The sequence below is a fragment of the Mycolicibacter hiberniae genome (genome assembly GCF_010729485.1).
GTDB classification, from domain to species: Bacteria; Actinomycetota; Actinomycetes; order Mycobacteriales; family Mycobacteriaceae; genus Mycobacterium; species Mycobacterium hiberniae.
Genome location: NZ_AP022609.1, coordinates 215,842 through 228,462, shown reverse-complemented (window position 1 = coordinate 228,462; position 12,621 = coordinate 215,842). Strand labels below are relative to the sequence as shown.

Annotated in this window: 13 protein-coding genes; 2 read left to right on the top strand and 11 right to left on the bottom strand. The window is 68.9% G+C overall.

All coding sequences use genetic code 11. The features are described 5' to 3' along the window. The 6 genes from G6N14_RS01090 to G6N14_RS01065 form a co-directional block, all read right to left on the bottom strand. On the bottom strand, positions 1-432 hold the full coding sequence (locus G6N14_RS01090; RefSeq protein WP_085134926.1) for a cobalamin B12-binding domain-containing protein: 432 nt from the start codon (positions 430-432) through the stop codon (positions 1-3). Beyond that, positions 432-2,009, bottom strand: coding sequence for a methylmalonyl-CoA mutase family protein (locus tag G6N14_RS01085; protein ID WP_085134925.1), 1,578 nt, complete (start codon positions 2,007-2,009; stop codon positions 432-434). Before G6N14_RS01085 ends, G6N14_RS01090 begins: the two co-directional genes overlap by 1 nt. Before the next feature lie 63 nt (positions 2,010-2,072). Beyond that, entirely contained in the window at positions 2,073-2,927 is an 855-nt protein-coding gene (locus G6N14_RS01080) for an MlaE family ABC transporter permease (protein ID WP_085134924.1), read from the bottom strand. Between the two features lie 3 nt (positions 2,928-2,930). Next, positions 2,931-3,737, bottom strand: coding sequence for an MlaE family ABC transporter permease (locus G6N14_RS01075; RefSeq protein WP_085134923.1), 807 nt, complete (start codon positions 3,735-3,737; stop codon positions 2,931-2,933). A 121-nt stretch (positions 3,738-3,858) separates the two neighbouring features. Next, the gene (locus G6N14_RS01070) at positions 3,859-4,692 is read right to left on the bottom strand and encodes an enoyl-CoA hydratase/isomerase family protein (protein WP_085135071.1); all 834 of its coding nucleotides are present in this window, start codon (positions 4,690-4,692) and stop codon (positions 3,859-3,861) included. Positions 4,693-4,717: 25 nt separating this feature from the next. After that, on the bottom strand, positions 4,718-5,809 hold the full coding sequence (locus G6N14_RS01065; RefSeq protein ID WP_085134922.1) for a phosphotransferase family protein: 1,092 nt from the start codon (positions 5,807-5,809) through the stop codon (positions 4,718-4,720). 151 nt (positions 5,810-5,960) lie between these two features. On the opposite strand from G6N14_RS01065, the gene G6N14_RS01060 reads away from it, so the two are divergent. Both G6N14_RS01060 and G6N14_RS01055 read left to right on the top strand, forming a co-directional pair. Then, positions 5,961-7,457, top strand: coding sequence for an acyl-CoA carboxylase subunit beta (locus tag G6N14_RS01060; protein WP_085134921.1), 1,497 nt, complete (start codon positions 5,961-5,963; stop codon positions 7,455-7,457). Beyond that, positions 7,457-7,861, top strand: a complete 405-nt coding sequence (locus G6N14_RS01055; RefSeq protein WP_085134920.1) for a lipocalin-like domain-containing protein — start codon at positions 7,457-7,459, stop codon at positions 7,859-7,861. Before G6N14_RS01060 ends, G6N14_RS01055 begins: the two co-directional genes overlap by 1 nt. On the opposite strand, the gene G6N14_RS01050 is transcribed toward G6N14_RS01055, so the two are convergent. Genes G6N14_RS01050 through G6N14_RS01030 form a run of 5 tightly spaced genes read right to left on the bottom strand, consistent with a single transcriptional unit; the run spans position 7,848 to position 12,568 of the window. Further along, positions 7,848-8,816: an NADPH:quinone oxidoreductase family protein gene (locus G6N14_RS01050; RefSeq protein WP_085134919.1), complete on the bottom strand. Its 969-nt coding sequence runs from the start codon at positions 8,814-8,816 to the stop codon at positions 7,848-7,850. The genes G6N14_RS01055 and G6N14_RS01050 overlap by 14 nt on opposite strands. Next, complete coding sequence (locus G6N14_RS01045; protein ID WP_085134918.1) at positions 8,816-9,424, bottom strand: TetR/AcrR family transcriptional regulator; 609 nt, start codon at positions 9,422-9,424, stop codon at positions 8,816-8,818. The genes G6N14_RS01050 and G6N14_RS01045 overlap by 1 nt, the downstream gene beginning before the upstream one ends. After that, a complete protein-coding gene (locus G6N14_RS01040; RefSeq protein ID WP_085134917.1) occupies positions 9,421-10,737 on the bottom strand; it encodes an acyl-CoA dehydrogenase family protein in 1,317 nt (438 codons plus the stop codon). The genes G6N14_RS01045 and G6N14_RS01040 overlap by 4 nt, the downstream gene beginning before the upstream one ends. Positions 10,738-10,761: 24 nt before the next feature. Further along, positions 10,762-11,523: an SDR family NAD(P)-dependent oxidoreductase gene (locus G6N14_RS01035; RefSeq protein ID WP_085134916.1), complete on the bottom strand. Its 762-nt coding sequence runs from the start codon at positions 11,521-11,523 to the stop codon at positions 10,762-10,764. Position 11,524: 1 nt separating this feature from the next. Then, positions 11,525-12,568: a phosphotransferase family protein gene (locus G6N14_RS01030; RefSeq protein WP_085134915.1), complete on the bottom strand. Its 1,044-nt coding sequence runs from the start codon at positions 12,566-12,568 to the stop codon at positions 11,525-11,527. Positions 12,569-12,621 lie beyond the last annotated feature (53 nt).

Below are 12,621 nucleotides of genomic sequence, written 5' to 3'. Positions count from 1 at the left end.
CTACTGCGCCTCCGCCCTTTCGACCACCTGACGCACTCCGGTCACCAATTCCTCCAGGGACGTTCCGGTGGGGAACACCGCCGCGGCGCCTGCCGCCAGCAACTTGGGCACATCGCCTTGCGGAATGGTTCCGCCGACCACCACCCCGATGTCGCCGGCGTCGGCGGCACGCAGGGCATCCACGACGCGACCGGTCAATGCGACGTGCGCGCCGGACAGGATGCTCAGGCCCACCACCGCCACGTCCTCCTGCAGGGCGGTGGCGACGATGTCCTCGACGCGCTGGCGGATGCCGGTGTAGATGACCTCGAAACCGGCGTCACGCAGCGTGCGGGCGACGATCTTGGCTCCGCGATCGTGACCGTCGAGCCCCGGTTTGGCCACCAGGACGCGGGCCGGGACACCTGCGGAGGTGGAAGGCGAAGTAGTCATCAGAACACCACCGGTTGCTGGAATTCGCCCCAGATGTTCTTGAGCGCCGAGACCATCTCGCCCACCGTGCAGTAGGCGTTAGCGCAGTCGATCAGGGGATGCATGAGGTTGGCGTCGCCCTCGGCGGCGCGCGACAGCGCCGCCAGTTTGGCGGCGACGTCGTCGGCGTTGCGCTCGGCCTTGACCCGCGCCAGCCGCTTGAGCTGGACCTCGCGGCCTTCGGCATCGAGCTCGTAGGTGGCGATCTCCGGTGGCGGCTCGTCACTGGTGAACTTGTTGACGCCGACGACGGGTCGGCTGCCGGACTCTATCTCGTGGTGGATCGTGAACGCCTCGTCGGCGATCAGACCCTGCAGATAGCCGTCCTCGATGGCACGCACCATGCCGCCGTGGTTCTCCAGGTCGGCCATGATCTCGATGATGCGTTCCTCGGTGGCGTCGGTGAGCGCCTCGACGAAGTAGGAGCCGCCGAGCGGATCGGCCACCCGGGTCACCCCGGTCTCATAGGCGAGGATCTGCTGGGTGCGCAGCGCCAGGGTCGCCGATTCCTCGCTGGGCAGGGCGAAGGGCTCGTCCCAGGCGGCGGTGAACATCGACTGAACCCCGCCGAGCACCGCGGCCATCGACTCGTAGGCCACTCGCACCAGGTTGTTCTGCGCCTGCGGGGCGAACAGGGATGCCCCGCCTGCCACGCAGCCGAACCGGAACATCGATGCCTTGTCGCTGCTGGCGCCGTAGCGTTCCCGCACGATCGTGGCCCACCGGCGTCGGCCGGCCCGGTATTTGGCGATCTCTTCGAAGAAGTCGCCGTGGGTGTAGAAGAAGAACGAGACCTGCGGGGCGAACTGCTCGATGCTCATGCGGCCACGCTCGACGACGGTGTCGCAGTAGGTGACGCCGTCGGCCAGCGTGAACGCCATCTCCTGCACCGCGTTGGCACCGGCGTCGCGGAAGTGCGCACCGGCGACCGAGATCGCGTTGAAGCGGGGTACTTCGGCGGCGCAGAACTCGATGGTGTCGGCGATCAGCCGCAGTGATGGCTCGGGAGGCCAGATCCAGGTGCCCCGGGAGGCGTATTCCTTGAGGATGTCGTTCTGGATGGTGCCGGTGAGTTTGGCCCGGGGTACCCCGGCCCGCTCAGCCGCGGCCACGTAGAACGCCAGCAGGATCGCGGCGGTGCCGTTGATGGTGAAGCTGGTGCTGATCTTGTCCAGCGGGATCGAGTCGAACAGGATCTCGGCGTCGGCCAGGGTGTCCACCGCCACCCCGACCCGGCCGACCTCTTCCATGACCTCGGGGTCGTCGGAGTCGTACCCGCACTGCGTCGGCAGGTCCAGTGCCACCGACAGCCCGGTGCCGCCCTGGCTCAGCAGGTACTGGTAGCGCCGGTTGGACTCTTCGGCGGTGCCGAACCCGGAGTACTGGCGGAAGGTCCACAGCCGGCCGCGGTATCCGGACTCGAAGTTGCCGCGGGTGAAGGGATAGGTCCCGGGTGGCGGCGGTTCTTCGCGCCGGTCTTCCGGGCCGTATACCGGTTTCAGCGGGATCCCGGAGGAGGTCTGCACTGGGTCGCTCATCGATGGATACGGTACTGGCACGAAATGAGAATGCCAATACCGTCAGATGAAAACGCCTGCCCGCTACCCCGCCAGGTTGAAGTTGCCGCTGGCCCCGTAGACCGCCAGCGAGACCAACAGGGTCACCGAGACCACCACGATCAGCGAGGTCCGCACCGCGTTGCCGACCGCGACCCCGACCCCGGCCGGGCCGCCGGCGGCGAAGTAGCCGAAGTAGGTGTGGATCAGCAGGATCGTGATCGCCATCAGGAACGCCTGCAGAAACGACCACAACAGGTCGATGGGGTTGAGAAACGTGCGGAAATAGTGGTCGTAGAGCCCGGCCGACTGCCCGAACAGGAACACCGTGGTGAAGCGGCTGGCCATAAAGGACAGGATCACCGCGATGGCATACAGCGGAACGATCGCCACCAGTCCGGCGACGATGCGGGTGCTGACCAGGTAGGCGATCGGGCGGATGGCCATCGCTTCCAGCGCGTCGATCTCCTCGTTGATCCGCATCGCCCCCAGCTGCGCCGTGACCCCGGCACCGAAGGTGGCGGCCAAGCCGATGCCGGCGACCACCGGAGCCGAGATACGCACATTGATGAACGCCGCCAGAAATCCGGTCAGGGCCTCGATGCCGATGTTGCCCAGCGAGCTGTAGCCCTGCACCGCCAGCGTGCCGCCGGCCGCCAGGGTCAGGAAGCCGACGATCACCACGGTGCCGCCGATCATCGCCAGGGTGCCGGTGCCCATGCTGATCTCGGCGATCAGCCGGATGACCTCGCGGCGGTAGCGGGCGAAGGCGAACGGCGTGGTGGCGATCGCCCTGCCGTAGAACAGGGTGTGATCGCCCACCTGGCTCAGCGCCGTGATCGGGCGCCGGAGCTGCCGCGTCAGGCGCGGGTAGACGGCCTGCAGACTGCGCACTGCCATGCCTCAGCGTGCCGTCATCTTGATGCCGATGGCGGTGACGACGACATTGACCACGAACAGTGACATGAAGGCATAGACGACGGTTTCGTTGACCGCGTTGCCCACGGCTTTGGCGCCGCCGCCGGAGATGGTCAGACCCCGGTAGCAGGCCACCATTCCCGCGATCAGACCGAACAGCGCGGCCTTGACGCAGGAGATGACCAGTTCGGGAACACCGGTCAGCAAGGTGATGCCTGCCGCGAATGCGCCCGGGTTGACGTCTTGGACGAAGACCGAGAAGGCATAACCGCCGAGGATGCCGATGATCACCACCAGGCTGTTGAGCAGCAGCGCCACCAGGCCGGCGGCAAGCATGCGCGGTGTCACCAGCCGTTGCACCGGGTTGATGCCCAGCACCTCCATGGCGTCGATCTCTTCCCGGATGGTGCGCGAGCCCAGGTCGGCGCACATCGCGGTGGCACCGGCCCCGGCCACGATCAACACGGTCACCATCGGTCCCACCTGGGTGACGGCGCCGAAGGCGGCCCCGGCACCGGACAGATCCGCGGCCCCGAGCTCACGCAGCAGGATATTGAGGATGAAGCTGACCAGGACCGTGAAGGGAATGGCCACCAGCAGGGTGGGCATCAGCGAGACCCGGGCGACGAACCAGCACTGTTCGATGAATTCACGGGCCTGGAACGGCCGCCGGAACGCGAACCTGACCGCGTCCACCGACATCGTGAAGAGTCCACCGACCGCCTCCATGGGGCCGGCCAGGCGGGCTGCCGCGGCCCCCGGGGACCACCGGATCAGGTCTTTCATCCCCATCAGGCCGGCTCCTCCCGCGTCACTGCGTGTGGAATCCTATCGGATTTGAGAATTTTGGGATACCCGGTTCTGCTTTTATTGCACACAGATTCTCGTATTGCGTAAACACAGCGGGTGCACTTCAGAGCCGGCCGTCGACCTGCAGATCGGGGTGGACCCACTGCGGTGATCTGCGTTCCTTGAACGCCCGGAAACCCTCGACGGCCTCCGGGGCGCCCAGGCTGGTGTTCATCCCGATCCGGTCGAACAGGCCGAGGTAGGAGTCCAGGCTGGCCTTGACCACCCCGCGCGCCGCCGGGGCGGTGCGACAGCACTGCGCCAGCACCTCGCGCGCGGTGTCGAGCAGGTCGTCGTGCGCAACCACCCGGGCCACCAGGCCCCAGTCGAGGGCCTCGTGCGCATCGACGGTGCGGCCGGTGAACATCAGGTCCCGCGTGCGGACCGGCCCGATCACCCGCGCCAGCATCTGGCTGTAGTAGGTGTCGGCGATCCCGCGGAACAGCTCCGGCACCCGGAAGGTGGCCCGGTCGCTGACCACCGCCACATCACTGCACAGGGCGATCTGCAGTCCGCCGCCCTGGCACAGTCCGTTGACGGCGCAGACAACCGGCTTGACCGAACTGCGCAGGGTGTCGAACGGGGTGATGTCCATGCCCAGCGCGGCACCGAAGGTGATCCAGTCGTCCGCGCCGCCGCCGCCCATGTCGCCGCCGGGGGCGAACACGTCGCCGGTACCGGTGATCAGCAGCCCGGCCAGCCCCGGATCCTGATTGACCCGGCCCACCGCGTATCGCAGACCGAAGTACATGGCGGGGGTCAGCGCATTGCGGGCCTGGGGCCGGTCGATGGTGCAGACGGCGATGGGCCCCTCCCGCCGCAGCGTCAGGTACGGCGTCCCCAGCCAGTCCCCCTCGGGTGGCCCCGACCGGGAGGACCCCTGCGGTTGAGCATCCATCAGCGCGACCTCTCCTTCTTCGTCGTCAACGACCGGCCAGCTCGACCACCAGCTCCAGCGTGCCCAGATCACGGATGGCCTGGCATCCCCGCCGCAGCATCGTCACGAACATGTCGTCGCCGCGGTCGGTGCCGGTCGCGAAAACCAGGCCCAGCGCGCAGATCAGCGGCACCTGCAGCGCGCCGAAACGGTAGTCCTGCCAACAGGTTTCCCGGTCATAGCCGGTGACACCATGGCCCAGCAACGCGCTGTGGTACTCGGCGACCAGATCGGCTTCGATCCGGTTGCGCAGCTCGGGTTCCACGCTGGTGCCGGTGAAAAAAGCCAGATCGCGGGCCGGCAGCCCAACGCCCAGCGTCTGCCAGTCCACCACCCAGATCGCTTCGCCGTCGGGACTGAACAGCATGTTGTCCAGCCGATAGTCGCCGTGGATCAGCGCGAACCGACCCACCGGTGCCGACAGCCACGGGGTGATGAGATCCAGGGCCGCGGTCAGCGTCTCGCAGTCGGCGTCGCCGAGTTGGGCGCCGAGTCGCTGCACGGTGACGGCGGCGCACATCCGGGCGATGTCGCCCATCCCCCTGGCGCCGTCGGCGTCCAGCTGGGACATGGCCAGGCCGGAGAAGGTCAGCCAGCGCTGATCGCACCAGGTCGGCGCGTGCAGACCGGCCAGAGCGGTCACCGCCAGCCGGGCCTGGTGCGGGTCGCAGCCGGCGATCTGATCGCCCTGAACCGCGGGCGACCGATCGGCGAGCAGCAGTGCGTACTCGGTTGCATCCTCGTTGATGTCGCAATGGAAGCACTGCGGTATCGGTACCTTCACCCGCGCGGCAACCTCCTGATAGAAGGCGCACTCACTGCGATAGCCCAGGACGACGCGATCCCGCACGGCGTCATCGGCGGCCGGTAGCTTGATCACGAAACTGCCCGGCAGCCCGGCGGGGTTGTCGCGGTAGTCGGCCAGCACCCGATAGGTGGCGCCGGTCTGCCCGGTACCGACGGCGACGACATCGACCGAGGCCACCTCGACCGGTTCGCCGCGGGCACTCAACACCGTCGACAACCACTGGCTCGTGACGTCGCGCGGATGCCGGGGTATCGCGGTCCGCGCGTTCACGGCTTCACCAACTCGGCTGCGGCCCAACCGAGCTCAGCCGAACGCTCAGGCCGACGCGAATACTGGGCGAGCGCCCGCAAGCCGCTTCCAGCCATGCTCGCAGACGCTACAGTAAGAATTTCAGTATGGTCAACGAAAGAGGACGCCGCAGATGACGAATGCCCGGGACTGGCAGGAAACTCTGGAGGACCTCGACCGTCGGCGACAGCACACCCGGGCCATGGGCGGCCCCGAGCGGGTGGCCAAACACCGGGCTGCCGGCAAACTCGACGCGCGCGCACGCATCGGTCACCTGCTCGATCCCGGAAGCTTCCGTGAGCTGGGCTCCATGGTCGGCGGCCAGATCGCTGCCGACGGCATCGTGGTCGGATCGGGGCTCATCAACGGCTCGCCTGTGATGGTGGGCGCCGAGGACTTCACCACGCTGGCGGGCAGTATCGGCCCCGGCGGCAACGCCAAGCGCTACCGCATCGCCGAACTGGCGCTGCGCGACAAGATCCCGCTGGTGATGCTGCTCGAGGGCGCCGGGTTCCGGCCCACCGGGGAACACTACGGCCGCACCCCCACCGACTTGCTGGCCCAGGCGCAGTGCTCGGGCAAGGTGCCGACAGTGGCCGCGGTACTCGGCCCGTCGGCCGGGCACGGCGCCCTGGTCGGCCCGGTCTGCGATTTCCGGATCATGAGCCCGCACGGCGCGATCTTCACGGCCGGCCCGCCGGTGGTCAAAGAGTCCACCGGCGAGGTGATCTCCAAAGAAGACCTGGGCGGCCCCGACGTGGCGCTGACCAGCGGTGTGGTGCACAACTTCGGCGCCGACGACGCGGCGGTGCTCGACGACATCCGCCGCTACCTGTCCTACTTTCCGTCCAGCGCCTGGTCCTATCCGGTGTCACTGGCACCGGATTCCGCCGCCGAATCACGGGCCACGCCCGAACTGCTCGACATCGTGTCGCGCGACAACCGCCGCGTCTACGACATGCGCTCGGTGCTCGACGTCGTCTTCGACCGGCCCGACTGGTTCGAGGTCCAACCGCGGTTCGGCCGCGCGATCGTCTGCGCCCTGGCGCATCTGGGCGGCCATCCGGTTGCGGTGGTGGCCAACCAGCCGCAGGTGCTGGCCGGTTCCATCGACACCGACGCCGCGGACAAGGCGGCGCACTTCATCATGGTGGCCGACTCGTTCCACCTGCCGATCGTGTTCCTGGCCGACAATCCCGGCATGTTGCCCGGCAGCCGCTCGGAGCGCGCGGGGGTGCTGCGGGCCGGTGCCCGGATGTTCGCCGCCCAGACCGCGGCCACCACCTTGAAGCTGCATCTGACCCTGCGCAAGGCCTACGGGTTCGGTTCCATGGTGATGTCGCTGCTGGGTTTCGACGCGCAGGTGGCGACCTTCGCCTATCCCGGGGCGACGATGGGCGCGATGAGCGCCGCGGCGCTCAGCGCGGCCTCGCACGCCGGGGAGGATCTGGCGGCCAAGCTGCGCGACACCGAACTGCAGGCGTCCTATCACTCCGCCCAGCAGCTCGGCTTCGACGAGCTCATCGACCCCCGCGAGACCCGCGACGCGCTGCTGTGCGCCCTGCAGCGTGGCCTGCACAGCCGCCAGGCCGCCGCCGAGCCGGTGGCCCGAACCGTCATCATGCCCTGATGAGCACCCTGCGCGAGGCCATGCTCGGCGGCTGGAAGCTGGCATCGTTCGACTCCGTCGACATCGCCACCGGCGCGGTGTCGCATCCCCTGGGCACGCAGCCGCGCGGCTTGATCCTCTACACCGGCGACGGCTACATGTCCGCGCAGCTGACCGGGAGCGCCGAGGAGGCTGCGCGCGACGACATGTCGCCCTCCTATATCGCCTACGGCGGCCGCTTCCACGTCGACGAAGACACCGCGACGGTACGCCACGAGGTCAGTGTGTCGATGCTGCCGCAGCTGCTGGCGGCACCGCAGGTGCGGCAGGCGCGGGTCGACGGCGACCGGCTGACCCTGTCGGCGACGACCACCAGCGGCGGGGTCACGGGCCGGCACACCCTGGTCTGGGTCAGACGTCGATGATCACCTTGCCGACCGCCTTGCGGTCGGCGACGTAGCGCAGCGCGGCCGCGGTGTCGGCCAATGGGAAACGGGCACCGATGTAGGGGCTGACCGTGCCCTCGGCGAACAGCCGCTGCAGCTCGGCCAGATCGCGCTCGTTCTCCGCCGGAAAGTCGGTGGCGAAGGTGCGGATCTCCATGCCCTGCACGGTGATGCCCTTGAGCATCACCAGGTTCAGCGGGATCGCGGGAATGACGCCGGAGGCGTAGCCGAGCGTGACGAAGCGCCCGCCGCGGGCCAGACTGCGCAGCGCCGGCTCGGCGTAGGGCCCGCCGACCGGATCCAGCACCGCCTGCGCGCCCGCGCCGGTGATCTCGCGGATGCGCGTCTTGAGGTCCTCGCGGTCGTAGTCCACGGTCGCCGCCGCGCCGCGTTGCCGGCACACCTCCAGCTTCTCCGGGCTTGAGGCCGCCGCGAGTACTTTGGCGCCCATCGCCACGCCGAGGTCGACGGCGGCCAGCCCGACACCACCGGCCGCGCCCAGCACCACCACCCAGTCGCCTTCACCGACGCGGGCCACCGAGCGCAGGGCGTGATAGGCGGTGCGGTAGGTGACGCCGAAACCGGCCGCGGCCGCGTAGTCGATGCCCTCGGGGATCGGTGTTGCGACCGCGGCGGGCACCAACGCCTGCTCGGCGAAGCCGCCCACGAACGACGTGCCGACCACCCGGTCGCCGGGCGCGAAGGCCACGCCCTCCCCGACGGCCAGCACGTCACCGGCCAGCTCGCTGCCGGGGGTGAACGGCACCGGGATCTTGAGCTGGTACTTGCCGTCGATCATCAGCACGTCGGGGAAGTTGACCGCCGCCGCGCGCACCCGGACCACCATGGTGCCGGGCCCGGGCTCCGGATCCGGCAGCTCCCGCAGCACCAGGTCTTCGGGCGGCCCGTAGCGCTCGCAGACGATCGCGCGCATCAGTGGGCCCCCAACCCACGCAGGCAGAACGACACCAGGTGATCCACATCGGCCGGCGCAGGCCGGCGACCCGTATTGAGGTAGCCACGCATGGTCGACAAGGTAGCGCCAAAGACCAGGTCGGCATCCCGGCGGGGGTCGTCGCCACCGAGTGCGCCGACCGGCGCGGTGAGCAGATCGCGCAACGGCGCCAGGATCTCCTGATCGGATAACCGCCGCTGCCCGCCCGCCTCCAGCTGGGTGCTGGCGGTGCGGCTCAGGCTCAGCAGGTGCGGGTCGGAGAGCTGCGCCAGGGCGCCGCGAATCCACCGCGCGACCTGGGCCGCCAGCGCGCGGTCCTTGGCCATCTGGTGTTCCAGGTAGGACACCACGATCGCGACGCCGCGTTCCATCACCGCCAGGATCACGTCGTCCTTGCCGGCGAAGTAGCGGTAGAACGCCTTGTTCGACGAGCCCGCCTCGGCGACGATGTCGCAGACCCGGGGCGGTTCGGGCGCGCTGCGCTGCAACACCGTGACCGCAGCGGCCAGGATGCGCTCCACCTCGGCGGTGGCCTCGCGCTGCCGGTCGTCGAGCGCGCGGTGCACCGCCGCCTCGACCCGGCTCATGGTCTGGGCACCGCGGGGATCTCGTCGAGCAGGTGGCCGTACTTCGCGCGGGCGGCCGCGATGCGGTTGTCCAGGAACTCGCTGGGCCACTCCGGATCCTCGGCCTCGTAGTCCTTGAGCAGCAGCCGGGCCAGGTTCACCTTGTGCGCCTCGGTGGGGCCGTCGGCCAGGCCCAGCGCCACGCCGCCCAGCAGCACATTCGTCAGGGGCAGCTGTTCGGTCAGCCCCATGGCGCCGTGTACCTGGATGGCGCGCAACCCGATCGACTTGAGTATCTGCGAGGCCAGGATCTTGCAGACCCCGATCTCGGCGCGGGCCGCCTTCTCGTCGCCGGAGTCGATCAGCCACGCGGCGTGCAGCACCGTGAGCCGGAACGGGATCAGTTCGGCGTAGGAGTCGGCGATGAAGGCCTGCACGAGCTGCTTGTCGGCCAGCGAACTGCCCTGGGTGAAGCGGCTTTTGGCGCGGCGGGCCATCATGTCGATGGCGCGCTGCGCCACGCCGATCGCGCGCATGGCGTGATGCAGGCGCCCGCCGGCCAGCCGGCTCTGCAGGATCAGGAATCCTTGCCCCGGTTCCCCCAGGATCGCGTCGGCCGGCACCCGGACGTCGTCGTAGCGCACCAGCGAATGCCCGGCCTCGTGGGGATGCGAGCCGACCAGGTGATGGGTGGCTTCGATGACCAGGCCGGGGGTGCCGGCCGGAACCAGGAAGGTCGACGCCCCGCGGTGCACGGGTACATCGGGGTCGGTGATGGCCACCACGATGAAGAACGACGCCACCGAGGCGTTGGAGGAGAAGTACTTGCGTCCGGTGATCACCCAGTCGGCATCGTCTTCGGGGCCGGCGCGCCGGGCCCTGGTGGTGAACACCCGCGGGTCGGCGCCGCCCTGCGGCTCGGTCATCGAGAAGCAGGAGAAGATCTCCCCCGACAGCAGGCCGGCCAGGTAGCGGTCTTTTTGCTCTTGCGTGCCGAAGCGGGCCAGGATCTCGGCGTTGCCGGTGTCGGGGGCCTGGGTGCCGAACACGATCGGCGCCCAGCTGGACCGGCCGAGGATCTCGTTGATCAGGGTCAGTTTGACCGCCCCGAATCCCTGACCGCCCAGCTCGGGACCCAGGTGCGGAGCCCACAGCCCCTGCTCGCGCACCCGGTCCTTGAGGGGGCCGACGATACGGCGGCGTTCCTCGGTCAGCGGCAGATATTCGCAGCCGGGAAACAGCACCTCCAATGGTTCGACCTCGTCGTGCACGAAGGAACGGATCCAGTCGAGCTTGGCCTCGAACTCCGGTTCGGTGGAGAAGTCCCACGCCATCGCTTCAATCCTTTCGCCTGTGCCTCAGGCACTGCCGCCGTCGGCCCGCAGGATCGAGCCGGTGGTGAAACTGGAGGCATCCGACATCAGAAACAGTGCCGCGCCGACGATCTCGGGCGGATTTCCGGCGCGCTGCAATGCCGCGGCGCCGAAGGGGTTGTCGGCTTGGCCGAAGTCCCAGGCCTTGGAGATATCGGTGAGAAAGGGGCCGGGCATCAAGGTGTTAACCCGCACCGTCGGCCCGAAAGCCTGGGCCAGCGCCTCGGTCATGACGTTGAGGCCGGCCTTGGCCGCAGCGTAGGGAATGAAGGACGGGTGCGGGCGCAGCGACCCGTGGGTGCTGACATTGATGATCGATCCCCGGCCGGCTGCCACCATCCGTTCACCGATCAACGCCGACAACCTAAAGGGCCCTTTGAGGTTGAGGTTGACCACGGCGTCGAACATCTTCTCGGTGACGTCGGTCTGCTTGTCGTAGACCGGCGACATGCCGGCGTTGTTGACCAACACGTCGACCCGGCCGAACCGCTGATAGGCCGCATCGACCAATCCGTCGAGCTCATCCCAGTGCCCGACGTGCACGGCATAGGGCATCACCGAGCGTCCGGTGGCGGCCTCGATCTCGGCAGCGGCCAGCTGGCAGGCCTGATATTTGCGGCTGGCGATCAGCACGTCCGCGCCGCACCGGGCGGCGGCCATCGCCATCTCGCGGCCCAGGCCGCGACTGCCGCCGGTGACCAGGACCACGCGGTCGGTCAGGTCGAAGAGCGCGTCGGCGTAACCCATGTCAAGCTCGCTTCGACGGAAGGGAACGGGCGAGTTCGGCTGCGGCACCGATCAACTGCGGGATCATCGGTCCCATGGCGGCGGCGATCTGCGGGTCGACCGCTGCGCCGGTGACCGAGGCGGCGTAGGTCTTCTCCAACACGATCCCCAGCTTCCAGTTGGCCAGCACCAGGTAGTAGTCGATGTTCTCGGTGGACAGGCCGCTGAGCCGCTCGTAGTGCGCCAGCAGCTCGGATCGGGCCGGCATCCCGGCGAGGTCGGCGTAATACCCGTCGGTGCGCGGGTTCTCGCCGTCATAGCCCAGCAAAGCCCAGGCCAGGTCCAGCAGCGGATCCCCGACGGTCGTCATCTCCCAGTCGATGATGGCGACCAGTTTCGCGGGTGCCCCGTGGGCGTACATCACGTTGGCGAACTGGTAGTCGCCGTGCATGATGCCCGGGGTGTAGTGCTGCGGCCGGTTGCGGCGCAGCCAGTCCGCGGCCTCGTCGAGACCTGGCAGCTCCCGCACCCGGTAGCGGTCCAGGAATGCCAGCCAGCGGTCCACCTGGCGCTCGTGGAATCCGTCCGGGCGGCCGAACCCGTCGAGGCCCTGCGCCCGCCAGTCCACCCGGCCGAGCCGGGCGGCGCCCCCGACCAGCTCGAAAGCCAGGCCGCGGCGGGCATTTCGGTCCGAGTCGAACGGGGCCGGCCAGGCGTTGCCGGTCGAATTCCAGCCGGTCACCTCAGCCATGACGTAGAACGGGGTGCCGAGCAGCTCACCGTCGTCAGCGGCGATCAGCCGCGCATGCGGTACGTCGGTGTCCGACAACGCCCGCACCAGGCGGATCTCGCGCCGCAGCCCGTCGATACGGGCGGCGTCGGCGCGCAGGCCGGGCATCCTCAGCACCAGGGTGGCCTCGCCCCGGCGCACCCGGTAGAGCGTGTTCTGCGAGCCTCCGGTCAGCGGTTCAAGCCGGGGGTACTCGCCGTGGCCGGGTGCACCGTGGGCGTCGAGCCATCGCCCCAGCCGGCCGCCGTCGAGCCGGGACCGCTGGCCCTCCGCCATCGCGCACCTCGCAATCTCCGAACAGAGAATAGCGTTCTCCGCCGGAGTGCGTG

Excerpts from the sequence above, each read along its gene's own strand:
- G6N14_RS01080 (WP_085134924.1), bottom strand. The coding sequence starts at position 2,927 with ATGGCAGTGCGCAGTCTGCAGGCCGTCTACCCGCGCCTGACGCGGCAG.
- G6N14_RS01030 (WP_085134915.1), bottom strand. The coding sequence starts at position 12,568 with ATGGCGGAGGGCCAGCGGTCCCGGCTCGACGGCGGCCGGCTGGGGCGA.
- G6N14_RS01045 (WP_085134918.1), bottom strand. The coding sequence starts at position 9,424 with ATGAGCCGGGTCGAGGCGGCGGTGCACCGCGCGCTCGACGACCGGCAG.
- G6N14_RS01070 (WP_085135071.1), bottom strand. The coding sequence starts at position 4,692 with ATGGATGCTCAACCGCAGGGGTCCTCCCGGTCGGGGCCACCCGAGGGG.
- G6N14_RS01040 (WP_085134917.1), bottom strand. The coding sequence starts at position 10,737 with ATGGCGTGGGACTTCTCCACCGAACCGGAGTTCGAGGCCAAGCTCGAC.
- G6N14_RS01050 (WP_085134919.1), bottom strand. The coding sequence starts at position 8,816 with ATGCGCGCGATCGTCTGCGAGCGCTACGGGCCGCCCGAAGACCTGGTG.
- G6N14_RS01090 (WP_085134926.1), bottom strand. The coding sequence starts at position 432 with ATGACTACTTCGCCTTCCACCTCCGCAGGTGTCCCGGCCCGCGTCCTG.
- G6N14_RS01035 (WP_085134916.1), bottom strand. The coding sequence starts at position 11,523 with ATGGGTTACGCCGACGCGCTCTTCGACCTGACCGACCGCGTGGTCCTG.
- G6N14_RS01075 (WP_085134923.1), bottom strand. The coding sequence starts at position 3,737 with ATGGGGATGAAAGACCTGATCCGGTGGTCCCCGGGGGCCGCGGCAGCC.
- G6N14_RS01085 (WP_085134925.1), bottom strand. The coding sequence starts at position 2,009 with ATGAGCGACCCAGTGCAGACCTCCTCCGGGATCCCGCTGAAACCGGTA.
- G6N14_RS01055 (WP_085134920.1), top strand. The coding sequence starts at position 7,457 with ATGAGCACCCTGCGCGAGGCCATGCTCGGCGGCTGGAAGCTGGCATCG.
- G6N14_RS01060 (WP_085134921.1), top strand. The coding sequence starts at position 5,961 with ATGACGAATGCCCGGGACTGGCAGGAAACTCTGGAGGACCTCGACCGT.